Here is a 25,274-nt window from a genome sequence, read left to right on the forward strand (position 1 = left end):
TATGTTTATTTATTCATATATTGCTATTGACAGTAACAACAATTTAATTAAAAAAAACCTTTTAGCCAGTAGTAAGAAAAATGCTTTTTTGGCAATTACTAAAAATAACCTAACCCCATTAAAAATTAAATTTAAAATGATTTTTATTTTAAATCGTGAGAATATAGATTATCGAATACATTTCTTTCACCAATTAAGTATATTGGCATCTTCAGGTATTAACCTAGTTCAATGCCTAAAAATACTACTATCTAATTGCCACCTTCCTTATTGGCAAAACATGATAGAAAATTCAATTGAAAACCTAGAAAAAGGCGATAAGCTTTCACAGCATCTAAATAAGCACCCTCTTATTTTTAATAACACAATAGTCAGCCTAATAATTGTTGCCGAAAAAACAGGGCGTTACGATGAAAGCTTTCAAGTTATTAGCACAATGTTAGAACACAATGAAAAAAATGCATTACTTATCAAAAAAGCAATACGTTATCCAATCGCACTATCACTATTTTCAATCTTACTATTAATAATTATGATGTACTATGTTGTCCCTCAATTTGAAAATATATATGGTAATTTTCAACATGAATTACCTTTTGTTACTAAAGTTGTTATTTTTACCTCTGAATATATACAAGAAAAATCAATCATTCTGTTATTTATATTTTTCACTTTATCAGTATTAACAGTTAAATTTAAATTTACACTTAAATCTATTTTAAATAGAGTCATGATGCGCATACCATTACTCAAAGATTTAATACAAACCCATTACTTAAGCCTTTATTTTTTAACCATGCACTCAACATTAAGAGTCGGATTATCATTATCTGAATGTTTAAGTTGCACTATTCAAACTATCAGCAATTACCAATACAATAAAGATTGTAGGCAAATACAAACCTCTGTACACCAAGGGGAATTACTTTCTTATGCAATGAAGCACACTAAATTCTTCCCTGATTTATCTGTACAGCTACTCTCTATTGCTGAAGAGTCAGGAAAGCTTCAGTATTTCACCCAATATTTATTTAAATATTATTCAGAGCAATATCTATTTTTAACTGAAAAATCGCTCAAAAACCTAGAGCCTATTTTATTGGTTTTTATTGCAATTTTAGTCGGTACGATTATGTTAGCGATGTATTTGCCGATATTTAATTTAGGTAATGTAATAACTGGGTTATAACTTATTTTAATAAAGATACAATTGTTATATTTACAGAATATCAATATCATATGGCGTACTTTCACTAGTTATTTTTAACTAGTGAAATTAATACAAAATTGAGTAAAGACAAACTGATTGTTTCAGTGTAATCTATTTTTCTTCGATGAATAAATGAATAATTTTATGCCCTATATAGTAGCTTTGACAGGTGGTATTGGTAGCGGAAAGACAACGGTTGCAAACGAGTTTGCAAAATACGGTGTCCCTCTTGTCGATGCGGATGTCATCGCGCGTCAGGTCGTAGAGCCAAATACACCAGCATTAGAAACCATTAAATCTCATTTTGGTGAAGAGGTTATTCTCCCTAATGGCTCTCTCAACCGGCGTAAGCTCAGGGAAATTATTTTCTCTAACCCTAATGAAAAAAAATGGTTGAATGCACTGCTACACCCCCTTATTCAGCAAGAAACACAAAAGCAATTCCAACAAGCAAATTACCCTTACGTGCTCTGGGTTGTTCCATTATTAATTGAAAATAATATTTATCATTTGGCTAATAGAGTGTTAATTGTAGATGTAACACCCGAAGAACAAATTCAACGAACCCTGAAAAGAGATAATACCAGTCTTGAGCAAATAACGAATATACTAAATGCGCAGGTAAGCCGTGAAAAACGTCTATCTTATGCCGATGACATAATTACAAACCATACTAACGACACAGATATTTCAGATAAGGTAGCAATTCTACACAATCAATATTTAGCATTAGCAAAAATAAAAAAATAGGAATAAAAATGGGCGAATTAATTGCAACAAATTTTATTACTTATGAGTATCCGATGAATGAAAAGATCCGTTCATGGTTGCGCCTTGAAACACTTTTATCTCAAATTTATGAGCTTAGTAATATTACCTCTTATTCTTCAGGTATCGCTTTTTTTCGCTCTGTTTCAGAATTAATTGAAATTCTCGATAGAGGGGAAGTTCGTTCTGAGCTAATTAAAGAACTTGAAAAACAACGGACTCGGTTATCCAATTGGGCTGAAGCCCCTAACGCAGATAATGAATTGATTTCCTCATTATTAGAACAATTATCCGGTAAAATTTCCCATTTAATGTCTGCGCCTCGTTTTGGTCATCACTTACGTACAGATAAAATTATTAGTATGGTGCGCCAACGCCTAAGCATTCCTGGAGGATGCTGTAGTTTTGATCTTCCTACATTACAACTCTGGTTAAATATCCCTCAAGTTGAACGGGATAAAGCGATTAACGGCTGGCTACAAAGTATTGAGCCTCTAAATGACGCATTAAAAACTGTTCTTACTTTAATTCGGCAAAGTGGAAAATTCGAAGTCAGAGAGTCTAATAATGGCTTCTACCAAGATAATGTAGAAGGCAAAGAATTGTTGCGTATCAAGCTATCTACAGAATACCTGATTTACCCGCAAATCTCAGGGCACAAAACACGGTTTGCTCTACGTTTCCTGCATATTGACAGTGAGAATGGTATACTACCAGACGTAATTAATTTTGAATTATCCTGTTGCTAGCTAGAGTTATAATTTATGAGTGAAATTATTGAGGTAAATTGCCCCACATGCAAAAAAATAGTGGTCTGGGATGAAACTAGCCCTTATCGACCTTTTTGCAGTAAACGTTGCCAACTTATTGATCTTGGTGAATGGGCAAGTGAAGAAAAACGCATTGCGAGTCAAGGTGACATATCTGACAGCGATGATTGGAGTGAACAACCCGATAAGTAATATCTATAATTTAGGTGGAAAATGCAAAATATGGTGATTATCCCCTTATGTATTTTCCACTTATTATGCTTTCAGGTACGATTCTTTATGTTTAGGCCTCAATTAGTACCGGGCTAAAAACTACCCGATTTTACCTTAGCATTTCAACAATAACACGGTTTGCTGGTGGGAATTCATCCGCAACCAGATCTTGTTGAGCAACCCAACGTGAAACCTGCCCTTCTTTACCATAAGGTTCATTATCCCATTCGGAAACCATAAAGAAGTAAAGTGTAATAAACCGATCATCAAACTCATGGTCAACGCGGTGAAATAATTCACTTTGAGTGACAATAATGCCAACTTCTTCTTCAAGTTCACGGATTAATGCCGCTTCTGGTAATTCTCCTTTTTCAAGCTTGCCGCCCGGAAACTCCCAAAAACCAGCCATGTGAGTACCTTCTGGGCGTTTAGTAATAAAAATTTGCTGCTGTGAATTGCGTATAATCCCAGCTGCAATATGCAAATGTTTTTTTTCCATTATTTCTTCACCAAAAAGGCGGGTACCCCCGCCTTTTTTATAGTATTGATATTTTTAACAACGAATTAGTTTAAGCGGCCATGGCATTGCTTATACTTTTTACCTGAGCCACAAGGACATGGGTCATTACGACCGATTTTATGGCCTTGTGTTGCTATTTTGGCTTCAGTTTCAGTCATTAAAGATTCCGAACCTGCTTCGTGACTAAGTTGTTGTTTCTTCGCTAAACGCTCTGCTTCTTCACGGCGCTGTTGTTCTAAAGCTTCGACCTCTTCAGGTAAACGAACTTGTACTTTAGATAACGTACTGATCACCTCATATTTCAGTGCTTCAAGCATATTTGCAAACATGCTGAAAGACTCACGTTTATATTCTTGTTTCGGGTCTTTTTGAGCATAACCACGTAAATGAATACCTTGACGTAAATAATCCATTGAAGCTAAATGCTCTTTCCATAAGGTATCTAATGTTTGCAACATTACCCCTTTTTCAAAGTTACGCATTGCTTCTGCACCGACAATTTCTTCTTTGCGATCATAAACTTCAATGGCTTTTGCCATGATACGTTCACGCAATGTTTCCTCGTGCAGTTCTGGTTCTTTATCTAACCACTCTTTGATTGGTAAATCGAGGTCAAAATCATTAACTAAACGCTGATGTAGCCCTTCAATATCCCACATTTCTTCTAATGATTGCGGAGGAATATATGCATCCATTGTTGTTGTGAATACATCTTCACGAATGCTATCAACGGTTTCCTTGATATCACCACCATCCAACAATTCATTACGCTGAGTATAGATAGCACGACGTTGGTCGCTCGCTACATCATCATACTCAAGTAATTGTTTACGAATATCAAAGTTACGGCTTTCAACTTTACGTTGCGCATTCGCAATCGCTTTAGTGACCCATGGATGCTCTATTGCTTCACCAGGTTTCATCCCTAGTTTTTTCATCATCCCAGTGACACGGTCAGAGGCGAAAATGCGCATAAGTGCATCTTCCATCGATAAGTAGAAACGTGATGAACCTGCATCCCCTTGACGACCAGCACGGCCTCGTAACTGGTTATCAATACGGCGAGACTCATGACGCTCTGTACCAATGATATGTAAACCGCCGGATGCTAATACTGCATCATGACGAATTTTCCATTGGGCTTTGATTTCATCAATTTGTTCTTGAGTTGGGTCTTCCAAAGCGGCAATTTCAGATTGCCAGCTACCACCCAACATAATATCAGTACCACGCCCCGCCATGTTCGTTGCAATGGTGACAGCACCCGCTTGACCCGCATTGGCGATAATATCAGCTTCCATTGCGTGGAATTTAGCATTAAGAACATTGTGCGCAATCTTAGCTTTTTTCAATGCATTAGAAATTAGCTCTGATTTTTCAATCGAAATAGTACCGACCAGTACTGGCTGACCATTGGCAGTTCTTTCACGGATATCTTCAATAATTGCAGCGAATTTATCTGCTTCATTCATATAAACCAGATCAGGTAAATCTTTACGAACCATTGGGCGGTTAGTTGGAATAACGATGGTATCAAGTTTATAAATAGAGCTAAATTCAAACGCTTCTGTATCTGCGGTACCCGTCATACCGGCTAGTTTTTCATACAAACGGAAGTAATTTTGGAATGTTATAGACGCGAGTGTCTGGTTTTCATTTTGGATTTCAACACCTTCTTTCGCTTCAACAGCTTGGTGCAAACCATCAGACCAACGACGCCCTTCCATTGTACGACCTGTATGTTCGTCGACAATAACAATTTGGCCATCTTTTACAATATAATCAACGTCTAACGTAAATAAAGCATGCGCACGTAAGCCAGCCATAACATGGTGCATTAACATAATGTTAGATGGAGAATATAACGACTCTCCTTCAGCCATTAAGCCTTCTTTTGCCAATAACTCTTCGATTAATACTAGCCCACGCTCAGTAATGGTAACTTGACGTGCCTTTTCATCAACCGAAAAATGACCTTCCCCTTGGAAAGTATCGGAGTCTTCTTTTTCTTGGCGTTGCAGATGTGGAATTAGTTTATCCACTTTTTGGTACAATTCTGAGCTATCTTCAGCAGGACCTGAGATAATTAGAGGTGTACGAGCTTCATCGATAAGGATTGAGTCAACCTCATCCACTAAAGCATAATGAAGCTTACGTTGAACGCGTTCTTCAGGACTAAACGCCATGTTGTCACGTAAGTAGTCGAAGCCAAACTCGTTATTAGTTCCATAAGTAATATCCGCAGCATACGCTTCGCGTTTCGCTGGAGGAGCCATACCCGGTAAGTTAATACCCACCGTTAAGCCTAAGAACTCAAATAATGGGCGGTTATTTTCCGCATCTCGTTTTGCTAAGTAGTCGTTTACTGTTACAACATGGACACCTTTGCCACTTAATGCGTTAATATATGCAGGTAACGTTGCGGTAAGTGTTTTACCTTCACCTGTGCGCATTTCAGCGATACAGCGTTCATTCAGTACCATCCCACCAATTAACTGTACATCAAAGTGACGCATACCAAATACACGTCGACTCGCTTCACGTACCGTAGCGAACGCTTCAGGAATGATGCTTTCTAAGCTTTCGTTTTTCTCTAGACGCTCACGAAACTCAATTGTTTTAGCTTTTAGTTCATCATCCGATAACTTTTCGAAATCAGGCTCTAAACGGTTAATTTTTTCAACTTCTTTGCGTAAGCGGCGTAGTGTGCGGTCGTTACGGCTACCAAAAACTTTGGTTAGGATCTTTGTTAACATATCTTTAATCTCTAATATATCAATTAGTTATTTAATTTTTTATTCATTGTTATGCCATAAAATAATACAGCGATATCTGCTGATACTTTATGAGGGAGATTAAGAAGTTAACGGCCCTGCACGAATACCATGGACTTGTGCCACCCACATCGCAGGTTGGTAGGAAATAAAGTGAGGGTAATCATAATGATTAACTTGAACAATACGTTCATCCCATTGAAGTGAACGCTGAGCCAACATGGCATACAACGTATCTAACATCAATTGTGGTACAATAAGTTGTTCTGATTCTTTTTTGGCCGTACTTGCATCGTCATCTTCGGTTGCTGAAAAGGCAAAAGTTAACTGACGGATGACATTTCTTACCGCATGTTGCTGCCAATAATTAACCGAAAAAGAGGATGAGGATGAAGAACGTTGAGAATTTTGCTGAGCAAATAAATTATCAAACGCATTAACCGCCTGACTTTGGCGATTAACTGGTGAAGAGTTAATTTGTGTTAATTGAGACTCAGATAATGCATTTAAAATTGTAGGCAAGCCGACACCCGTGGCAACCACACCTAATAATAGGTGGGACCAAAAGTATTTTCTACCAAGTTGTCGCCAAAAATTTAAAATGCCCATTAAACTCTTATATCATCAATTCGTGACAATGCTATTATCTGTCTATACGTTTTATCATTGCACATTGTTAGCTGGAGCCAAAAATGAGAGATAGTCATCCCCAAGCACTTTTTGATGTTCTTGAAGGGTCATTGGCAACATCATCGAACACGTTGCAGATAATTCAGCGCAATGCAAAAGCCATTGTTAAACTGAACCGTGCAGTAAAAGGCTTACTTCCTAGTGAAATCAAACCAATGTGCCGTGTTGCAAACTACCGTAACAATGTTATGGTCCTCGAAGTGGCTAATGCCAGCTGGATGACCCGCCTTAATTATGAAAAAATAAACCTTCTTTCTGCATTAAGGACATCTATTCTACCATCTTTATCTTCTATCGACATCAGAATCAATCCCGATCTAATGCGAAAATCGAAGCAAAATAGTTCAGTAACTAAGCAAACAGACTCAGCAAGTCAAAAAATGAACAACCGTCAGATAAGCACGCAAACAGCACTAACATTATTAAAATTAGCGGAGAATAGCCCAAAAGGGTTAAAAGAAAGGTTTGAGCGGCTGGCTGCACTAGCCGGAGAGAGTACTAGCACAGCCAACAGAAAGGGCTAACCCCGATTATTTTCGGTGATAGCCGCATAACCAACGTTATGCGTATACAGCTGAAGGGGCTTTAAATGCCACTGGCAATTGAGCTTCATCTTCAAAGGTAACAAGATCCCAAGCGGACTCTTTCGCTAAAACCGCTTGTAGAAGTTTATTATTCAGTGCATGACCAGATTTGAACGCAGTAAATGCGCCAATAATGTTATGCCCACACATGAATAAGTCACCTATTGCATCCAACATTTTGTGACGAACGAATTCATCTTCAAAACGTAAGCCATCTTCGTTAAGAACTTTATAGTCATCAACAACGATAGCGCAGTCGAAACTACCGCCTAAGCATAAGCCTTTTGATTGCAGATATTCAATATCACGCATAAAACCAAAAGTACGTGCTCGGCTGATTTGATTAACAAATGATTCCGCAGAGAAATCAAGTGAATAGCGTTGTGTGCTGCTATCAATAGCCGGGTGTTGGAAATCAATAGTGAAATCAAGACTAAACCCATTATAAGGTTTCATCTCTGCCCATTTATCACCATCTTCAACACGTACAGTTTCTTTAATACGCAAAAATTTCTTTGCACAATTTAACTCTTCGATACCGCCATCAAGCAGTAAGAAAACAAATGGTGCTGCACTGCCATCCATAATAGGGATTTCAGGCGCATTGACTTCAATAACAATGTTATCGATACCTAACCCTGCTAAGGCAGCATTCAAATGCTCAACAGTTGAAATACGTACGTTATCTTCGTTGACTAAGCAAGTACATAACATAGTATCGCGAACTGATTTCGCATCTGCCGGAAAATCAACCGGTGGATTAAGGTCAGTACGACGGTAGATGACCCCGGTATTGGCCGGCGCTGGACGTAAAGTAAGCGTAACTTTTTTGCCGGTATGTAAACCGACACCAGTCGCTGTAATTATACGTTTTAATGTCCTTTGTTTGATCATCGTATTTTTCTCGCAATGTTATAAGTCCTACTGATTATCTTACAGGATAACCAGTAGGAAATTTTAGCACAAAAAGCGGAGAAACCAATATAAATTAAAATTAATCGGCCTGCTTACGCAAGAACGCAGGAATATCAAGATAATCTGGTTCTTTATTTGTTTGCGTATTTTGGTCATTAACCGCTTTAGCTGCTGGTTTCTCTTCTGTTAATGAAGACATGCTATTTTGCATTTGCTGATAACGTTGCTCCATTGACGTCTGCTGAGACATCTTATTGCTGACTAAGGTAATTTCAGGACGTTTGTCCATACCAATACCCGTAGCAACAACAGTGACGCGCAGCTCTTCGTGCATTTCTGGGTCTAGAGAAGTACCGATTACTACCGTCGCATTATCAGATGCGAAAGCACGGATAGTATTACCTACCGTCTCAAACTCATCCAAGCGCAGGTCGAAACCAGCGGTGATGTTAACCAACACACCACGCGCACCAGACAGGTCGATATCTTCAAGTAGTGGGCTAGAAATGGCCATTTCAGCCGCTTCTTCTGCTCTATCTTCACCACGAGCGACACCTGAACCCATCATCGCGTAGCCCATTTCTGACATGACTGTACGTACGTCAGCGAAGTCTACGTTCATCAAACCTGGGCGTGTAATCAGTTCAGCGATACCTTGTACTGCACCTTTAAGTACGTCATTTGCCGCACCAAAAGCATCTAGTAACGAGATACCACGACCAAGTACTTTCAATAATTTATCATTTGGGATGGTGATCAGTGAGTCTACGTGTTTTGATAACTCAGTAATCCCCGCTTCTGCAAATGCCATGCGCTTTTTACCTTCAAAATTGAAAGGCTTAGTCACAACAGCAACTGTCAGAATACCCAGTTCTTTGGCTACCTCGGCAACAACTGGAGCAGCCCCAGTTCCTGTACCACCGCCCATACCTGCTGCGATAAAGACCATATCTGCGCCATCTAATGCATTACGCAGAGCTTCACGATCTTCTTCAGCGGCATTACGGCCGACTTCAGGGTTTGCGCCAGCACCCAGACCTTTGGTAATACCTGTACCGATCTGGATAGTTTGTCCAACTGCGGTTTTACGCAGTGCCTGTGCGTCTGTATTGACAGCGAAGAACTCAACGCCTTCAATACGTTCACGCACCATGTGTTCAACGGCATTACCGCCGCCGCCCCCAACGCCGATGACTTTAATCACCGCATCGTTGGTTAGCTCCATTGGTTCAAACATAATGTCTCTCCGTTTTGTGCTTACTACTTTTGAAGCTAATAATATGCTTCTTTATAAAAATTAAAATTCTTTTCTCAGCCAGCTAGTTATTTTACTAAACCACCCGCTCACTGATGCTCGTTTTTCTATTTCGGTATCATCGCCTAAATGGCTTTCTTTACCGTAGTGCAGAAGCCCAACCGCAGTTGAATAGTATGGCTCCTGCGCATAATCCGTTAATCCTGTGATGTTGAGCGGTGTACCAATTCGCACTTGCGTATGGAACACTTTTTGAGCACATTCGACTAAACCATCGATTTGAGCTGCTCCACCAGTCAACACGATACCAGCGGCCAAATGGTGTTTGACACCTTGTTGGCGTAACTGTTCCTGTAAATTTAAAATTTCTTCATTTACTAAGTTTAACAGCTCAGTATACCGTGGCTCGATAACTTCTGCTAAGGTTTGACGCTGTAAACTTCTAGGTGGACGACCACCCACACTAGGCACTTCTACGGTCTCATCTTTACTGACAATCGAACCTACTGCACAACCATGACGCACTTTGATTGCCTCTGCATCTGTTGGCGGTGTTCCGAAAGCATAAGCGATATCACTAGTCACCACATTACCTGCGTATGGAATAACCTTAGTGTGGCGTAAAGCGCCCCCCGTATAAACTGCCATATCCATTGTACCGCCACCAATATCGACGACACAAACGCCTAACTCACGCTCATCTTCAGTTAACACGCTATAGCTTGCAGCAAGACCCGCAAAAATAAGCTGATCGACTTTTAACCCACAACGCTCAACTGCTTTGACTATGTTCTTCGCCATATCATTATGGCAGGTGATCAGATGTACTTTGGCTTGCATACGTACACCCGATAACCCAACCGGGTTTTTAATCCCTTCTTGGTAATCTATCGCGAACTCTTGTGGAATTACGTGCAATATTCTGTGTTCATCACGAACACGAACTGATTTTGCAGTATGTACCACACTATCAACATCTTCTTGTGTCACTTCTTCTTCTGAAACTGGCACCATACCAATTTCATTTTGGCAGCTAACATGCTTACCCGATAACGCAAGATATACTGAAGATATTTGGCAATCTGCCATTAATTCGGCCTGATCAATCGCTCTTTGGACACATTTTACCACTGATTCAAGGTCGTTTACGCCACCTTTGTCCATTCCGCGAGATGGACAACTTCCCACCCCAATAATATTAACCATACCATCGGGCAGAATTTCGCCAACAAGGGCTGATACCTTGGAAGTTCCAATTTCAAGGCCTACCACTAATTTTCTGTCCGTTGCTTTAATCATTTCTTCTGCCTAATTAGAGTTATTAGTCATTATTGTAAACTCGGTGGAGCATCGACCAATAGTGGTGCCCAACCCACCGCAGCACCACTGGTATAACGTAAGTCAACATAATCAACTCGTTTATCCGTCGTTTGCTGCAAAAGCGGATAAAGTTCAAGGAACCTGTTTAGCCGCTCTGAAACATCTTTTTTACCCAGTTCAATTCTGACATCGTTGTCTAAAATAATTTGCCATGCATGCCTAGCAGTCATAGAGAGTGACTTTAGCTTTAAGTTATGTGCAGCTAACGTATTCTTAAATACTGCAAATTCTTTAAGAACTTCTTTTTGGCTACCTTGTGGGCCATACAGCAACACATAGTCGCCTTTCCCATTTTCGCTGACCGGTAAACTAAATACCCGCCCCTCTCCATCTACCATGTTTTGATCATTCCACCTTGCAAATGGACGATACTCAACAATGTGAATCTTTAATTCGTCAGGCCATTGTTTGCGCACTGTAACTTGGCGTATCCAAGGCATCATGCTTATTTGATTTTGGATAGCATTGACATCAACTGTCATAAACGTACCCGGTTGCCCTAATGCTAAAATTGCCTTTCTAACATCATCATTTTTGGTGTAATGACGCTCCCCTGTTAGAACCAACTTAGACATTGGTAGCCTATCTGCATCTTTCATCCATGTCGTTACCATCCAACCACTCCAAATGATAGTACTTACAACAATTAGGAAGAAAAATAACCCACCTAAAAATGCACCATTACTTGGCCCTGAACTTGGGTCTTCATCGTTCTTATGGTTATGATGTTTAACGTTTAATGCTGCCTGCGACATATCAACGAGCCAATTTCAAAATTTGCACAACTAACTCAGAAAACTCCATACCTGCTTGACGTGCGGCCATTGGTACTAGGCTATGGCTAGTCATGCCTGGTGAGGTATTCACTTCTAATAAATAGAACTGACCGTCACTATCTTGCATTACATCCACTCGCCCCCAGCCTTCACATCCTACTGTCTGATATGCATTCATTGCTAACTCAGACAACTCAGATTCCGCTTGTTCATCTAAACCACTTGGGCAAAAATATTGCGTTTCATCTGACAGATATTTTGCTTCATAGTCATAAAAAATACCCGGTGGTTGAATACGGATGGACGGTAATGTCTTATCACCTAATATTGCAACCGTAAATTCTGGGCCACTAAGCCATTTTTCTATCAACACTGTATCGTCAAACTGAAATGCCAATTCTAGTGCTGAAGACAATGTCTCTAAACTGTCGACTTTACTCATCCCAACACTGGAACCTTCTAAACTTGGCTTAACAATAAGTGGTAAACCGAGTTGTTGAACCTTTTCGATAACTTGTTCATGGGAAGCTTGGGTATACTGCTGCTGAGTCAAGTATACATACGGAGACACACTTAACCCTGCCCCTTCCCACAATTGTTTTGTTCTTAGCTTGTCCATGCTGAGTGCCGAGGCCATTACACCGCTACCAGTATAAGGTAGGTTTAAAAATTCCAATAACCCCTGTAATGTTCCGTCTTCACCGCCACGACCATGTAACGCAATAAATACTTTATCGAAACCTGCATTTCTCAGTGTTTCAACAGGAAAATCTTTGGTATCAATAGGATGAGCATCAATACCTGCTTGACGTAACCCTGTCAGCACAGCACTCCCTGACTGAAGTGAAACCTCACGTTCAGCGGATGTCCCTCCTAATAAAACCGCAACTTTCTCTGCCATATTTATTCCTCAACCATCGGCGGCTGTAATTTCGTTTCCGCTAGGTTTTTTGCTATTTTACCAATATTTCCTGCGCCTTGAACTAAAATTAAATCATTTTCATCAAGAGTTTGAGCTAGGATGTGTGGTATTTGTTCAACGTCGGCAACATAAATAGGATCAATCTGACCGCGACCACGAATTGTTCTACATAATGAGCGGCTATCAGCCCCCGGAACATGCTTCTCACCAGCAGAATACACATCTAACATCAGTAATATATCAACTTGCCCCAGCACATTAACAAAATCATCGTATAAATCACGCGTACGTGTATAGCGATGAGGCTGAAAAATCATAACAATACGTTTATCTGGCCAACCTGCTCTTGCTGCTTTAATGGTGGCGTCAACTTCTGTTGGATGATGACCGTAGTCATCAACTAACATCACTTCGCCTTCCTTACCATTCACATTGCGTAATGCGAAATTACCTAGGAAATCAAAACGACGCCCAGTGCCTTGGAACTCTACCAGCGCAGACAAAATATGTAAGTCATCAATGCCTTCCTCAGTTGCCACAGCAACCGCAGCCGTTGCATTCAATGCATTGTGACGCCCCGGCGCATTAAGTACGACAGTCAGTTCTGGCATTCCTTCACGCGCAATGGTGAAAAAACCTTGATTACCTTTTTGTTCATATTTTGTGATACGCACATCAGCATCTTCACTAAAACCATAAGTCGTTATATAACGACCAATTTTGGGTAATAATGAACGAATTACAGGGTCATCAATACACATGACTGCACGGCCATAAAATGGCAAATTATGTAAGAAGTTAATGAACGTATTGGTTAAATTATCAAAGTCACCTTGATAAGTATCCATATGGTCAGCTTCAATATTCGTGACGACCGCAACTAACGGTTGTAAGTGCAAAAATGAAGCATCGCTTTCATCAGCTTCAGCAATTAAGTAACGGCTACTGCCTAAGCGAGCATGTGTCCCTGCTGATTTAACTAAACCGCCATTCACAAAGGTTGGGTCTAAACCTGCTTGTGCATAAATCCCAGAAATCATTGCTGTCGTTGTTGTTTTGCCATGAGTCCCTGCAACAGCAATACCATGACGATAACGCATTAGTTCAGCTAACATTTCTGCACGGCGAATAACAGGAATACGTAACTCTTTTGCTGCTTGAATTTCAGGGTTCTCACTGGAAATAGCTGTAGAAACTACAACCACACTCGCATTTTCAACATTTTCGGGGCGATGGTTAAAATAAATTGTTGCGCCCAATTCGGTTAACTGTTGAGTCACTGCATTTGGTGCTAAATCAGAACCACTAATTTCATAACCTTCATTTGCCAACACTTCAGCGATACCACCCATGCCGGCACCACCGATGCCAACAAAATGGATGTGCCTAACTCTTCTCATTTCTGGCACTGATATTCTTAATTTCGCTAATTGTTGTGTATTCACTATATTTCTTCGCTTCTAATTAAATCGGTATCAATTATGGCTAAAATTATTTAGCCACTTCGCAAATAACAGCAGCAACGCGTTCCGTTGCATCAGTTATTGCACAATCATGGGCTTTTTGCGCCATCGACAGTAACGTTGCCCTATCCCACTGTTCAAGTAGGTTAGCCACAGCATCAGCCGTAAATTGCGGCTGTTCTAATATTTTAGCGGCCCCTGCTTTTTCTAGCGGCAGTGCATTCCAATATTGCTGGCGGTCTTTATGCTGAAAAGGAACAAAAATGGCAGGTAAACCTGCGGCTGCAACTTCACTTACTGTCAATGCACCTGAGCGGCAAACAACAATATCTGCCCAAGCATAAGCTTGCGCCATATCGTCAATAAATTCAGTAACTTTATACTCGGAATTACCCGAAACTTGCAGGTGTTCATTATACAATGCTTCAGTAGAACCTTTACTACCTTTTCCAGCCTGATGCCAAATATTTAACTGCTTGCTTGTTTTTTCAGCCACTAAAGGCATAACTTGGTTTAAAATTCGCGCCCCTTGGCTACCACCGATAACCAATACACGTATTGCGCCATCTCTACCCGCCAAACGGATTTGTGGGGCCGGTAAAGCTAAAACATCTTCACGGACGGGGTTGCCAACCACAGGTGCATTTGGAAATGCCCCCGGAAAAGCTTGTAATACACGCTTAGCTATTCGAGATAACCATTTATTCGTTAAACCAGCGATGCCATTTTGTTCGTGCAAAACAACCGGAACCCCACACTGCCATGCTGCAATTCCACCCGGACCGGAGACATAGCCCCCCATCCCTAAGACTGCATCGGGTTGATACTGTTTAATAATGGCCTTAGCTTGACGGATCGCTTTGTAAATCCGCCAAGGTGCACCGACCAATGCCGCAATCCCTTTTCCCCTTAAACCCGATATCTGAATAAACTCGATATCAATGCCATGTTTAGGTACTAATGTAGCTTCCATACGATCGGCGGTGCCTAACCAACGAATTTCCCAGCCCTGAGCCTGCAAATAATGCGCCACAGCTAGACCAGGAAAAACATGTCCCCCTGTTCCACCGGCCATGACGAGTAGTTTTTTTGCCTGACTCATTTAACGCTCCTTACAAACGCCTGTGCTTTTTCAAGACGTGTTTCAAAATCAATTCGTAATAATATTGCTATCGCAGCAGCCATAACCAGTAAACTTGAACCACCATAACTAATTAATGGTAATGTTAACCCTTTCGTTGGCAGCATACCGGATGCCGCACCGACGTTGACAAGTGCTTGGAAAGTAAACCAAATCCCAATTGAGCACGCTAAATAACCACCAAACAGTTGATTTGACATTAATGCGCGGCGACCAATCATCATCGCCCTGAATGCCAACATAAATACCATTAGCAGAACCAGTACCACGCCTAAATAACCCAGCTCTTCGGCTAAAACTGAAAAAATAAAATCCGTATGCGCTTCGGGCAAATATTCCAATTTTTGTACTGAATTACCTAACCCCTGACCAAACATTTCCCCACGACCAAAAGCCATCAAGGATTGCGTTAACTGATAACCACTACCAAACGGGTCATCCCATGGGTTTAAGAAAGAGGTAACACGTCGCAAACGATATGGTTCAAACCAAATCAATGCTAATACCCCAACTGCACAAGCAGCGATCCCAATAATAAATGGTGCGAGCCTTGCCCCAGCTAAAAACAATAAACCAAGTGTCGTGACCACTAAAACAATGACGGTTCCTAAATCAGGCTGTAATAACAGTAAAGAGGCCATAACGACCAAAATACACATTGGTTTGATAAAACCGAGGAAGCGTGTACGTACCTCATCTGATTTACGAACTAAATAACTAGATACATAGCAAAATAATGTAAATTTTGAGAGCTCCGCAGGCTGGATTTTTACCAACCCGATATCTATCCAGCGTGATGCACCATTAACCGAGCTGCCTGCGACAAGTACTACAACTAGCATGGCTAATGATGCCATCAGTAATATAAAGTTGTATTTTTCCCAAACCGCCATCGGAATACGCATTACACCTAGCGCTAAAATAAATGCAATGACGATATACACAACATCACGTTTAGCAAAATAGAATGGGTCTTCCGTTAAACGTTGCCCTACGGGCATCGACGCGGATGTCACCATAATGAAACCAACCGCAGCAAGACCGAATGCCAACCATACTAATGTACGGTCGTAAAGCGTTGAGCCTGAAATCACGCCATTTCTTTCACCAATGACCCAGTTTTTGATACGCAATGCACCCGGTATTGTCATTAACCTAACTCCTCGGCTAATTGAGCAAAGACAGCACCGCGCTGCTCAAAACTTTTAAATTGATCCAAACTTGCACAGGCAGGAGATAACAACACCATATCACCGGCTTTTAAATTTGGTGCAATTTGGCGTAAGCTTTGCTCCATGGTTTCTGTCAATACTGATTTTTCCGGCGCCAGCGCCGCCAATGTTTCACCATCGCGACCAAAACAATACAAACGGTAGTTATCCGCAGCAATATAAGGTTTGAGTGATGAAAAATCAGCAGACTTACCATCGCCACCTAATAATAAATACAAAGTGCCTTCAACATGTAACCCATTCAGCGCCGCTTCTGTACTACCAACATTAGTTGCTTTAGAGTCGTTAATCCAACGAACACCATGTTTAAATAGGACCAATTCAAAACGGTGTGCCAGCCCTGCATATTCTTTCAAGACTTGTACACTCGCTTTACGAGGAATATTAACTGCATCTGCCAAGGCTAATGCGGCTAACGCATTGAGGTAATTATGTTGGCCGGTCAGATGCATCTCGTTAACATCCAACAGTTGCTCACCTTTAGCCACTAACACACGTTTTTGGGTATCAAAGAAATAATCACCGTTATTTAAACCAAAACTGATGCATTCATCTTGTGTTAGGTTTTCGGGTAATGTCAGCGCATCTTGCCCATTCACAATGCAGTTTTCAGCTTGATGATAAATTTTCAATTTTGCTGCGCGATACTGCACTAGCCCCAATGGATAGCGATCCATATGGTCTTCACTAATATTCAATACCGTTGCAGCAGCCGCTTTTAAACTGGATGTCGTTTCCAGTTGAAAGCTTGATAGCTCTAAAACATAGAGAGCATGCCCTGCATTCAGTAATGAAAGTGCAGGAATACCTATATTGCCACCAACGCCGACTGAAATCCCGGCGGCTTTTGCCATTTCACCCACAAGTGAGGTAACCGTACTTTTACCATTCGACCCCGTAATAGCCACTATCGGAGCATCGGCTTCACGGCAAAAGAGTTCAATGTCACCCACAATTTCGATGCCGTTTTGTGCAGCTTGCTGCAATTGCGGTGTTGCTAAAGCAATACCAGGGCTTGCAACAATTAAATCCGCTTCTTGTAGCCATGAGTTATTCAAACTACCGCTATGGCACGCCACATTTACAGGAAGTTTATCAACACCGGGCGGTACGGTTCGGGTATCCATCACACGCGGCACAACGCCACGCTCAATGAAAAAATGAACGCAGGATAGGCCTGTTACCCCAAGACCTATAATAACTACATTCTTACCCTGATAATCGACCATGTTAACGCACCTTCAAGGTTGCTAGCCCGATCAGGACTAACATTAACGAAATAATCCAAAAGCGCACGATCACTCGTGGCTCTGGCCAGCCTTTCAATTCATAATGGTGGTGAATTGGTGCCATGCGGAAAATACGTTGACCGCGTAATTTAAACGAACCAACTTGTAAGATCACCGACAGTGTTTCAACCACAAACACACCACCCATAATCACTAATAAAAACTCTTGGCGTAGTAGCACCGCAATGGTACCGAGTGCACCACCAAGCGCTAATGAGCCAACATCGCCCATAAAGACTTGTGCTGGATAGGTGTTAAACCACAAGAAGCCCAAGCCAGCGCCAACAATGGCGGTACACACAATCACCAATTCACCTGCATGAGGTAAAAATGGAATATGCAAATAACCTGCAAAGTTGACGTTACCTGTCGCCCATGCCACTAAAGCAAACCCAGCTGCAACGAAAACAGTCGGCATAATCGCTAAGCCATCTAGGCCATCCGTTAAGTTAACCGCGTTGCTAGTCCCGACAATCACAAAGTAAGTCAATAAAATATACAGCACACCCAGTTGCGGCATAACATCTTTAAAGAATGGAACAACCAACAGTGTTGCTGGTGTGTCTTTACCAATCGCGTACATTGAAAATGCAACGACTAATGCGATAACGGATTGCCAGAAATATTTCCAACGCGCGATTAACCCCCGCGTATCTTTACGAACCACTTTGCGGTAATCATCAACAAAGCCAACAATACCGTAGCCGACTAACACCAGTAATACACACCAAACATACGGATTATCTAAGCGAGCCCATAACAGTGTTGAAACTGTAATTGAGAATAAAATCAATAAGCCGCCCATGGTTGGCGTGCCGCGTTTACTAAAGTGTGACTCAGGCCCTTCACTACGAACGACTTGACCAATTTGCATTTTTTGCAAGTAAGTAATTAGATGTGAACCCATCCATAAAGCAATAGCGAGTGCTGTCAGCAAACCGACAATGGCTCTGAACGTCAAATAAGAAAAGACGTTCAACACGGAAAACTTGTGGACCAACATTTCGGCAAGCCAGACTAACATTCAAAGCACTCCTTTAATGCATTCACTACATCTTCCATCGCGGAGCTGCGTGAACCTTTAACTAAAATGGAAACAACATCATTCTGCTGTGCTAGCGGAATTAGTCGGGACAATAAATCTGTTTTGGTGGTGAAGTGTTCACCGCACTCACTTAATTGGCTGATCAGCTCACTCAGTTCACCAACACTTAATACTTTTTCTAAACCTGCTTGCTTAGCTGCGATACCAACACGTTGGTGACAATCGTGAGCGTAATCGCCTAGCTCGCCCATATCGCCGACAACCAGAATGCGATATCCCGGCATTTGTGCTAGCACATTAATAGCAGCAATCATTGAGCCATCATTTGCATTATAGGTATCATCGAAAACCACTTTATGCTCAGCTAAACTGACAGGGTATAAGCGCCCCGGTACAGCTTGAGTTTTCGCCAAGCCATTTTTAATGTTTTCAAGGCTAGCCCCCACTGAAATGGCTAATGCACTCGCAGCAAGGACATTCGCAATATTATGCATCCCCGGAAGTGGCAATGTGATATCAGCACGCCCCACTGGTGTGTGTAAAACAAAATCCGTTGTCAGTTGCTTAACTTGAATATCTGAAGGGTAAAAATCCACGTTAGCTTCTGGCGCTAATGAATAATACCAAACCGTCTGGCGTGGCTGAAACCGCCATTTATCACTGTAGCTATCAAGATTAACAATCGCAGTGCCTTCTTCTGCCACACCTTGATAAATTTCACCTTTGGCCTTAGCAACCCCTTCAGGTGAACCAAAACCTGCTAAATGCGCCCCAAATAAATTATTCACTAGTGCCGCTTCAGGCTTCACTATATTCGTCGTATAAGCAATCTCATTGGGGTGATTGGCCCCCATTTCTATGACGGCAAAATCGTATTCGTCAGTCAAGCGAAATAACGTTAACGGAACACCAATATCATTATTCAAATTACCCGCGGTATATAGTGTTTTGCCCCGCTCTGACAAAATTGACGCCACCATTTCTTTCACCGACGTCTTGCCAGAAGAGCCCGTTAAGCCAACAACTTTCGCTCGGCTTTGTTGACGTACCCACGCAGCCAGTTGCCCCATAGCAATCCGAGTATCTTTCACGATGACTTGTGGGCAATCCACATTCAGTTTACGTGCTACCAATAAGGCTTTTGCACCCGCCTCAACCACCTGCTGTGCAAAATCATGGGCATCGAAACGCTCACCTTTTAAAGCAATAAACAAGCCGTTTTCTGGAATTTTCCGGCTATCCGTACTCACTGCGGTTAGCTGTAATTGGTTATCTGCCGTGCATTCAATCTGCCCAGCTGTAATTTGTGCTAATTGTGCAAGTGTTAGTGGGATCATGCGATTACCCCCAATAACCTTGCGACCGTTAAGCGGTCTGAATAATCCAATTTTCGCTGGCCGATAATTTGGTAGTCTTCATGGCCTTTACCCGCGATCACAATCACATCATCTGGTGAGGCTTGCAAAATTGTACTGGTCACCGCCTCTGGACGGCCAGGGATAGCTAATGCTCGGCTTGAATCTAACAAACCCGCCATAATGTCATTAATAATGTCAATCGGGTCTTCACTACGAGGGTTATCATCTGTAATGACTATTTTATCAGCCCATTCTTCCGCCGCAGCCCCCATTAGTGGGCGCTTGCCTTTATCACGGTCGCCGCCACAGCCAAACACGCACCAGAGTTGCCCTTTACAGTGTAAACGAGCCGCAGCTAATGCTTTTTCTAAGGCATCAGGTGTATGGGCATAATCAACCACCACTGTCGGTTTGTTAGGTGCACTAAATACTTCCATGCGACCACACACTGGCGATAATGAGGATGTTGTCGCCATCAGTTCGCCCAATGGGTAATCCATCATTAATAAAGTTGCCATCGCCACTAATAAGTTACTGACATTAAAAGCCCCCATTAATGGGCTTTCGAACACCCCATTCCCCCACGAGGAAGCAAAGTGGATCGTCGCGCCTTTATCATGGTATTCCACCTCTGTCGCAGCTAACCATGGGCCCTGCCAACCATTAGGTATTCGATTTTCCATCGTTACCGCACAGGCCTGAGGTAAACGCTGTAACCATTTCAACCCGACATCATCATCTGCATTAATGATTTGCGATTTTGTATTATGAGTAGAAAATAATAACCATTTTGCGGCTTCGTAATTTTCCATATCACCATGATAATCAAGGTGATCACGGCTTAAGTTGGTAAATACTGCCGCATCAAATTGTAATGCAGCCACACGGCCTTGAATTAAGCCATGTGAAGATACTTCCATCGCGGTTAAACTCGCTTTTTTATTTAATAATTGTGTAAGTTCAAGCTGGATATCAACTGCTGAGCCAGTGGTGTTTTCACTTGGCGTAACCTGCCCTAATAGCCCATTACCCACAGTTCCCATTACGGCACTGGTTTCACCTAAGCCTTTTGCCCACTGCGCAATTAATTGTGTTGTCGTCGTTTTACCGTTTGTCCCAGTAACACCAACTAATTTCATTTTTGTTGATGGATGTTGGTAAAACTCACCAGCAAGTGCCGACAAGCGATTATTAAGGTCATGCAGATAAATAACAGGTACGCCGTGGATAAAACGCACTTCGCCTTCTGCCGCTTCTCCCTGTGCCTCAGCAATAACAGCGGAAACTCCTTGAGCAATTGCTTGAGGAATATAGTGTCGACCATCCGATTGATGACCTTTTATAGCAATGAACAGATCGCCCGAGGCAGCCTTTCGACTGTCTAGTGTCATCTCACGTAGTGAGACTGGAGCTATGCTCACACCAAAAGGTGAGAGAAGATCACAAAGATTACGATCTGCCACTTTTAACCTCTTTTTTGCTATTCACAATTTCGTTTTGTTCGTTCGGTTGTAATGCATCAGGTTCAATATTCATGAGTCGTAAGACCCCGCCCATAATTGAACCAAATATAGGTGCAGATACCGCACCACCATAATATTTGCCTGCACTTGGTTCGTTAATTAACACCACCAATGCATAACGCGGATTACTGGCTGGCGCAACGCCAGCGGCGTAGGCTAGATATTTTTCGACGTAACGCCCTTCAGGACCGACTTTTTTCGCGGTCCCTGTTTTGATTGCAATGCGATAGCCTTTAATGGCTGCACTTGCACCACCACCGCCTGGTAAAGCGACGCTTTCCATCATATGAACCACTGTTCGCATAATCGGCTCGGGAAATACACGAGTCCCTGGAACAGGAGGGTCTACCTTTGTGATAGATAATGGGCGATAAATACCAAAACTACCGATTGTTGCATAGGCCCGCGCAAGCTGTAACGGAGTTACCATTTGCCCGTAGCCAAAAGAAAAGGTGGCCCTTTCAAGATCAGACCACCGTGTTTTTTTACTTGGGAATATGCCACTACTTTCCCCGACTAACCCCAGATTAGTCGGCTTGCCAAACCCAAAGCGGTTATACACATCCACCAGCTCTGTGGCAGGCATCGCTAACGCCAGTTTAGAAACACCAACGTTACTCGACTTCTGTAAAATCCCAGTGATTGTTAACTCTGCATAACGCCCAACGTCTTTAATTTCATGACCGCCAACACGATATGGATAAGTATTTATCACTGAGTTTTCTTTAATAATTTTATTATGCAACGCGCTCATTACGACCATTGGTTTCACGGTCGAACCCGGTTCAAAAATATCGGTAATAGCACGATTACGCATTGCATCCATTGGTGTACCAGCAAGGTTATTAGGGTTGTAGGATGGGCTGTTAGCCATCGCTAAGATTTCCCCTGTATGCACATCCACTAAAATTGCCACACCAGATTCGGCTTTATTTTGTTGAACACCACGAGTTAACTCACGGTATACAATAGACTGAATTCGCTCATCAATACTCAACGTTAAGTTATGAGCTGCTTGGCTATCAACCGATGAGATAGTTTCGATAACGCGTCCATTACGGTCTTTACGCACGGTACGCTCACCCGGCGCCCCTTTTAACCAACGGTCAAAGCTTTTTTCGACCCCTTCAATCCCTTCACCATCAATATTTGTCACACCAAGCAAATGCGCGGTAACTGGGCCTGATGGGTAATAGCGGCGGGATTCTTTACGTAAATAGATCCCTGGGATTTTTAATTTTTTAACGTAATCACCGATAGATGGATTAACTTGGCGCGCTAAATACACAAAACGGCCTCTTGGATTGGCCGATATTTTGTTGGTAATTTGTTCCAGTGGTATCTCAAGTGCATCAGCGAGTGCTTTCCAGTGCTCATCATTGCTGATCCCCCCTTTTTCAAACACTTCTTTTGGGTCAACCCAAATTGCATTAACAGGCACACTGACGGCGAGTTGGCGCCCTTCTCGGTCACTAATCATTCCTCTTGAGGTTGCCACTTCTTGCACACGCAAAGAGCGCATGTCGCCTTCTTTTACCAGTTTTTCTGGCGCTATAATTTGTAGATAAGCCACACGCGCCAATAAACCAGCTAACGCTAAGACAATGCATCCACACAGCAAAATAAAACGCCAGCGGATAAAGCTGGTGCTTTCATCTTGTTTCTTATTTTTCGCTGTTTTCGGTGCTTTCATTAGGGACCTTTTTATTGTTTAGAAACAATAATTTTTTCTTGTGATGGTTCAACTTGTACCATCTGTAATTTATCAATAGACAAACGTTCTATCCGGCTATGGCTCGCTAATGCATTTTCCTCAAGGATCAGATTGCGCCATTCAATATCTAGCGAGTCTTTCTCTTCGTAGAGCCTGTCTTTCGCAGCAGTTAACAAACGTGTCTCATGTGCCGTGGTCACCACAAATATTGCACTAACAATAATTGCAGCTAATAAAATCAAAGGAACAACGCCATAACGGAATAAATCGCGCCCAATCACGCGTGCTAGGCTGTGCCTTTCAGGAACCATTATTGCCCCGCCTTCTCTGCAAAACGCAGCACAGAGCTACGTGCGCGTGGATTTTCGTTTATTTCCCTATCTGAAGGCTTCATTTTCCCTAAGTCGCGCAATTTCGCAGCACCGAGTTCCTTTATTTGACTCTCCGTGAGGGGTATCCCCGCAGGTACAGTAGGCCCTTTGCTATTTTTGCGAATGAATCGTTTAACTAGCCTATCTTCCAAAGAGTGGAAACTAATTACAGATAAACGCCCATTTGGAGCAAGTACATTCATCGCCCCCTCTAATGCCTGTTCAATTTCTTCCAATTCGCTATTGATATAAATACGAATCGCTTGAAAACTGCGGGTTGCTGGGTGCTTATGTCGGTCTTTCATTGGACTAACTTTGGCAATTAATTCAGCAAGGTGCCGCGTACGAGTTAATGGCTCTTCTTCTGGATTGTGATTACGTTCAACGATCGCCCTTGCGATACGCTTAGCAAAACGCTCTTCACCAAATGTTTTAAGTACCCAAGCAATGTCATCTGCCTCAGCGTTCATCAGCCATTGTTGTGCTGACTGGCCTTTCGTTGGGTCCATTCTCATGTCTAATGGCCCATCACGCATGAAGGAAAACCCCCTTTCTGGGTCATCTAATTGCGGCGAAGAAACACCTAAATCCAACAAGACCCCATCAACTTTACCCACTAAACCTTCTTCTTCTACGTAGGCTGCTATATCAGAAAACGGCCCATGTTTAATCATAAAACGAGGGTCATCAATACTTTGTGCTGCTTTTATGGCTTCTGGGTCACGGTCAATGGCTATCAATCGACCATGTTCACCCAGTTGGCTTAAAACCAGACGGGAGTGCCCACCGCGACCAAATGTGCCGTCGATGTATACCCCATTAGGCTGAATATTTAAGCCATTAACGGCTTCATCCAATAATACTGTTACGTGCTTAAATTGCTGTTGCGTCATTGTTATAGTGACAAATCCTGTAAGCGGGCTGAAAGTGGTTCATTGGTAAGGCGTTCAGCGGCAATATCGTCATCCACTTGCTGATACCAAGTTTGTTCATCCCAAAGTTCAAATTTATTAATCTGGCCAACCAACATGACCTCTTTGGTTAGCCCTGCGTGTTGACGCAATGTACTGGCTAACAAAAGACGCCCCGCATTGTCCATTTGGCATTCACTTGCATGGCCAAGCAAAAGCCTTTGTACGCGCCGTTCTGCAATGTTCATGGTCGATAACCGAGAAAGTTTTTCTTCGATGATCTCCCATTCGGGTAAGGTATAAAGCAGTAGGCATGGCTGGTGAAGGTCAATGGTACAAACCATTTGCCCTTTTGATTCCTCGTTCAGCATTCCTCGATAACGAGTAGGCACGGTTAAACGCCCTTTGCTGTCGAGATTAACCAGTGTTGCCCCACGAAACATACCCGAT

The 25,274-nt window shown here is 42.1% G+C and carries 24 protein-coding genes; 5 read left to right on the top strand and 19 right to left on the bottom strand.

Translation table 11 applies throughout. From position 1 onward, the window contains the following. The first annotated feature begins 1 nt into the window (after position 1). The 4 genes from ACIPUA_RS13800 (at position 2) to yacG (ending at position 2,940) form a co-directional block, all read left to right on the top strand. A complete protein-coding gene (locus tag ACIPUA_RS13800; RefSeq protein ID WP_071548281.1) occupies positions 2–1,189 on the top strand; it encodes a type II secretion system F family protein in 1,188 nt (395 codons plus the stop codon). 165 nt (positions 1,190–1,354) lie between these two features. After that, positions 1,355–1,960 (top strand): dephospho-CoA kinase, encoded by a 606-nt coding sequence (gene coaE, locus ACIPUA_RS13805; protein ID WP_042845092.1) that lies wholly within the window; start codon positions 1,355–1,357, stop codon positions 1,958–1,960. An 8-nt stretch (positions 1,961–1,968) separates the two neighbouring features. Further along, on the top strand, positions 1,969–2,727 hold the full coding sequence (gene zapD, locus ACIPUA_RS13810; protein WP_042845094.1) for a cell division protein ZapD: 759 nt from the start codon (positions 1,969–1,971) through the stop codon (positions 2,725–2,727). 15 nt (positions 2,728–2,742) lie between these two features. Continuing rightward, positions 2,743–2,940 carry a DNA gyrase inhibitor YacG gene (gene yacG / locus ACIPUA_RS13815; protein ID WP_042845096.1) on the top strand — a complete coding sequence of 66 codons (198 nt, stop codon included), beginning with the start codon at positions 2,743–2,745 and terminating at the stop codon, positions 2,938–2,940. Between the two features lie 130 nt (positions 2,941–3,070). Here the strand turns inward: yacG and mutT are convergent, their stop codons facing one another. The 3 genes from mutT to secM form a co-directional block, all read right to left on the bottom strand. Beyond that, positions 3,071–3,460, bottom strand: a complete 390-nt coding sequence (gene mutT / locus ACIPUA_RS13820; RefSeq protein WP_449059795.1) for an 8-oxo-dGTP diphosphatase MutT — start codon at positions 3,458–3,460, stop codon at positions 3,071–3,073. Positions 3,461–3,525: 65 nt separating this feature from the next. Beyond that, positions 3,526–6,237, bottom strand: coding sequence for a preprotein translocase subunit SecA (gene secA, locus ACIPUA_RS13825; protein ID WP_042845099.1), 2,712 nt, complete (start codon positions 6,235–6,237; stop codon positions 3,526–3,528). A gap of 99 nt (positions 6,238–6,336) precedes the next feature. Beyond that, entirely contained in the window at positions 6,337–6,864 is a 528-nt protein-coding gene (secM, locus tag ACIPUA_RS13830; RefSeq protein WP_042845101.1) for a secA translation cis-regulator SecM, read from the bottom strand. 83 nt (positions 6,865–6,947) lie between these two features. On the opposite strand from secM, the gene ACIPUA_RS13835 reads away from it, so the two are divergent. Further along, entirely contained in the window at positions 6,948–7,469 is a 522-nt protein-coding gene (locus tag ACIPUA_RS13835; RefSeq protein ID WP_042845108.1) for a DUF721 domain-containing protein, read from the top strand. Positions 7,470–7,505: 36 nt separating this feature from the next. On the opposite strand, the gene lpxC is transcribed toward ACIPUA_RS13835, so the two are convergent. The 16 genes from lpxC to mraZ form a co-directional block, all read right to left on the bottom strand. Continuing rightward, positions 7,506–8,423 carry a UDP-3-O-acyl-N-acetylglucosamine deacetylase gene (gene lpxC / locus ACIPUA_RS13840; RefSeq protein WP_042845110.1) on the bottom strand — a complete coding sequence of 306 codons (918 nt, stop codon included), beginning with the start codon at positions 8,421–8,423 and terminating at the stop codon, positions 7,506–7,508. A gap of 100 nt (positions 8,424–8,523) precedes the next feature. Continuing rightward, positions 8,524–9,681 carry a cell division protein FtsZ gene (ftsZ, locus tag ACIPUA_RS13845; RefSeq protein ID WP_042845111.1) on the bottom strand — a complete coding sequence of 386 codons (1,158 nt, stop codon included), beginning with the start codon at positions 9,679–9,681 and terminating at the stop codon, positions 8,524–8,526. Positions 9,682–9,741: 60 nt separating this feature from the next. Next, on the bottom strand, positions 9,742–10,998 hold the full coding sequence (gene ftsA / locus ACIPUA_RS13850; protein WP_042845112.1) for a cell division protein FtsA: 1,257 nt from the start codon (positions 10,996–10,998) through the stop codon (positions 9,742–9,744). A gap of 29 nt (positions 10,999–11,027) precedes the next feature. Continuing rightward, positions 11,028–11,834 carry a cell division protein FtsQ gene (ftsQ, locus tag ACIPUA_RS13855; RefSeq protein ID WP_042845113.1) on the bottom strand — a complete coding sequence of 269 codons (807 nt, stop codon included), beginning with the start codon at positions 11,832–11,834 and terminating at the stop codon, positions 11,028–11,030. A gap of 1 nt (position 11,835) precedes the next feature. Continuing rightward, the gene (locus tag ACIPUA_RS13860; RefSeq protein ID WP_071548283.1) at positions 11,836–12,756 is read right to left on the bottom strand and encodes a D-alanine--D-alanine ligase; all 921 of its coding nucleotides are present in this window, start codon (positions 12,754–12,756) and stop codon (positions 11,836–11,838) included. Between the two features lie 2 nt (positions 12,757–12,758). Next, positions 12,759–14,222 (bottom strand): UDP-N-acetylmuramate--L-alanine ligase, encoded by a 1,464-nt coding sequence (gene murC, locus ACIPUA_RS13865; protein ID WP_042845115.1) that lies wholly within the window; start codon positions 14,220–14,222, stop codon positions 12,759–12,761. A gap of 46 nt (positions 14,223–14,268) precedes the next feature. Continuing rightward, entirely contained in the window at positions 14,269–15,342 is a 1,074-nt protein-coding gene (gene murG / locus ACIPUA_RS13870; protein WP_042845116.1) for an undecaprenyldiphospho-muramoylpentapeptide beta-N-acetylglucosaminyltransferase, read from the bottom strand. Continuing rightward, positions 15,339–16,532 (bottom strand): cell division protein FtsW, encoded by a 1,194-nt coding sequence (gene ftsW, locus ACIPUA_RS13875; protein WP_042845117.1) that lies wholly within the window; start codon positions 16,530–16,532, stop codon positions 15,339–15,341. The genes murG and ftsW overlap by 4 nt, the downstream gene beginning before the upstream one ends. Then, positions 16,532–17,842 carry a UDP-N-acetylmuramoyl-L-alanine--D-glutamate ligase gene (gene murD, locus ACIPUA_RS13880; protein WP_071548284.1) on the bottom strand — a complete coding sequence of 437 codons (1,311 nt, stop codon included), beginning with the start codon at positions 17,840–17,842 and terminating at the stop codon, positions 16,532–16,534. The genes ftsW and murD overlap by 1 nt, the downstream gene beginning before the upstream one ends. A gap of 1 nt (position 17,843) precedes the next feature. Next, entirely contained in the window at positions 17,844–18,926 is a 1,083-nt protein-coding gene (mraY, locus tag ACIPUA_RS13885) for a phospho-N-acetylmuramoyl-pentapeptide-transferase (RefSeq protein ID WP_449059796.1), read from the bottom strand. Continuing rightward, the gene (gene murF, locus ACIPUA_RS13890) at positions 18,920–20,284 is read right to left on the bottom strand and encodes a UDP-N-acetylmuramoyl-tripeptide--D-alanyl-D-alanine ligase (protein WP_048607942.1); all 1,365 of its coding nucleotides are present in this window, start codon (positions 20,282–20,284) and stop codon (positions 18,920–18,922) included. Before murF ends, mraY begins: the two co-directional genes overlap by 7 nt. After that, positions 20,281–21,768, bottom strand: coding sequence for a UDP-N-acetylmuramoyl-L-alanyl-D-glutamate--2,6-diaminopimelate ligase (gene murE, locus ACIPUA_RS13895; RefSeq protein ID WP_048607943.1), 1,488 nt, complete (start codon positions 21,766–21,768; stop codon positions 20,281–20,283). Before murE ends, murF begins: the two co-directional genes overlap by 4 nt. Next, on the bottom strand, positions 21,755–23,521 hold the full coding sequence (ftsI, locus tag ACIPUA_RS13900; protein ID WP_042845122.1) for a peptidoglycan glycosyltransferase FtsI: 1,767 nt from the start codon (positions 23,519–23,521) through the stop codon (positions 21,755–21,757). Before ftsI ends, murE begins: the two co-directional genes overlap by 14 nt. An 11-nt stretch (positions 23,522–23,532) precedes the next feature. Next, the gene (gene ftsL, locus ACIPUA_RS13905) at positions 23,533–23,853 is read right to left on the bottom strand and encodes a cell division protein FtsL (protein WP_048607944.1); all 321 of its coding nucleotides are present in this window, start codon (positions 23,851–23,853) and stop codon (positions 23,533–23,535) included. After that, positions 23,853–24,806 (bottom strand): 16S rRNA (cytosine(1402)-N(4))-methyltransferase RsmH, encoded by a 954-nt coding sequence (gene rsmH, locus ACIPUA_RS13910; protein WP_042845125.1) that lies wholly within the window; start codon positions 24,804–24,806, stop codon positions 23,853–23,855. Before rsmH ends, ftsL begins: the two co-directional genes overlap by 1 nt. 2 nt (positions 24,807–24,808) lie before the next feature. Next, on the bottom strand, positions 24,809–25,267 hold the full coding sequence (gene mraZ, locus ACIPUA_RS13915; RefSeq protein WP_042845126.1) for a division/cell wall cluster transcriptional repressor MraZ: 459 nt from the start codon (positions 25,265–25,267) through the stop codon (positions 24,809–24,811). Positions 25,268–25,274 lie beyond the last annotated feature (7 nt).

Source organism: Providencia sp. AGC89 (assembly GCF_053543535.1).

Bases quoted from the DNA above. Each gene is read 5' to 3' on its own strand.
- mraY (WP_449059796.1), bottom strand. From the start codon at position 18,926: ATGTTAGTCTGGCTTGCCGAAATGTTGGTCCACAAGTTTTCCGTGTTG.
- ACIPUA_RS13835 (WP_042845108.1), top strand. From the start codon at position 6,948: ATGAGAGATAGTCATCCCCAAGCACTTTTTGATGTTCTTGAAGGGTCA.
- murD (WP_071548284.1), bottom strand. From the start codon at position 17,842: ATGGTCGATTATCAGGGTAAGAATGTAGTTATTATAGGTCTTGGGGTA.
- ACIPUA_RS13860 (WP_071548283.1), bottom strand. From the start codon at position 12,756: ATGGCAGAGAAAGTTGCGGTTTTATTAGGAGGGACATCCGCTGAACGT.
- zapD (WP_042845094.1), top strand. From the start codon at position 1,969: ATGGGCGAATTAATTGCAACAAATTTTATTACTTATGAGTATCCGATG.
- ftsA (WP_042845112.1), bottom strand. From the start codon at position 10,998: ATGATTAAAGCAACGGACAGAAAATTAGTGGTAGGCCTTGAAATTGGA.
- ftsI (WP_042845122.1), bottom strand. From the start codon at position 23,521: ATGAAAGCACCGAAAACAGCGAAAAATAAGAAACAAGATGAAAGCACC.
- secM (WP_042845101.1), bottom strand. From the start codon at position 6,864: ATGGGCATTTTAAATTTTTGGCGACAACTTGGTAGAAAATACTTTTGG.
- ftsQ (WP_042845113.1), bottom strand. From the start codon at position 11,834: ATGTCGCAGGCAGCATTAAACGTTAAACATCATAACCATAAGAACGAT.
- ftsL (WP_048607944.1), bottom strand. From the start codon at position 23,853: ATGGTTCCTGAAAGGCACAGCCTAGCACGCGTGATTGGGCGCGATTTA.
- murF (WP_048607942.1), bottom strand. From the start codon at position 20,284: ATGATCCCACTAACACTTGCACAATTAGCACAAATTACAGCTGGGCAG.
- ftsW (WP_042845117.1), bottom strand. From the start codon at position 16,532: ATGACAATACCGGGTGCATTGCGTATCAAAAACTGGGTCATTGGTGAA.
- secA (WP_042845099.1), bottom strand. From the start codon at position 6,237: ATGTTAACAAAGATCCTAACCAAAGTTTTTGGTAGCCGTAACGACCGC.
- yacG (WP_042845096.1), top strand. From the start codon at position 2,743: ATGAGTGAAATTATTGAGGTAAATTGCCCCACATGCAAAAAAATAGTG.
- ACIPUA_RS13800 (WP_071548281.1), top strand. From the start codon at position 2: ATGTTTATTTATTCATATATTGCTATTGACAGTAACAACAATTTAATT.
- rsmH (WP_042845125.1), bottom strand. From the start codon at position 24,806: ATGACGCAACAGCAATTTAAGCACGTAACAGTATTATTGGATGAAGCC.
- lpxC (WP_042845110.1), bottom strand. From the start codon at position 8,423: ATGATCAAACAAAGGACATTAAAACGTATAATTACAGCGACTGGTGTC.
- coaE (WP_042845092.1), top strand. From the start codon at position 1,355: ATGCCCTATATAGTAGCTTTGACAGGTGGTATTGGTAGCGGAAAGACA.
- ftsZ (WP_042845111.1), bottom strand. From the start codon at position 9,681: ATGTTTGAACCAATGGAGCTAACCAACGATGCGGTGATTAAAGTCATC.
- mutT (WP_449059795.1), bottom strand. From the start codon at position 3,460: ATGGAAAAAAAACATTTGCATATTGCAGCTGGGATTATACGCAATTCA.
- mraZ (WP_042845126.1), bottom strand. From the start codon at position 25,267: ATGTTTCGTGGGGCAACACTGGTTAATCTCGACAGCAAAGGGCGTTTA.
- murG (WP_042845116.1), bottom strand. From the start codon at position 15,342: ATGAGTCAGGCAAAAAAACTACTCGTCATGGCCGGTGGAACAGGGGGA.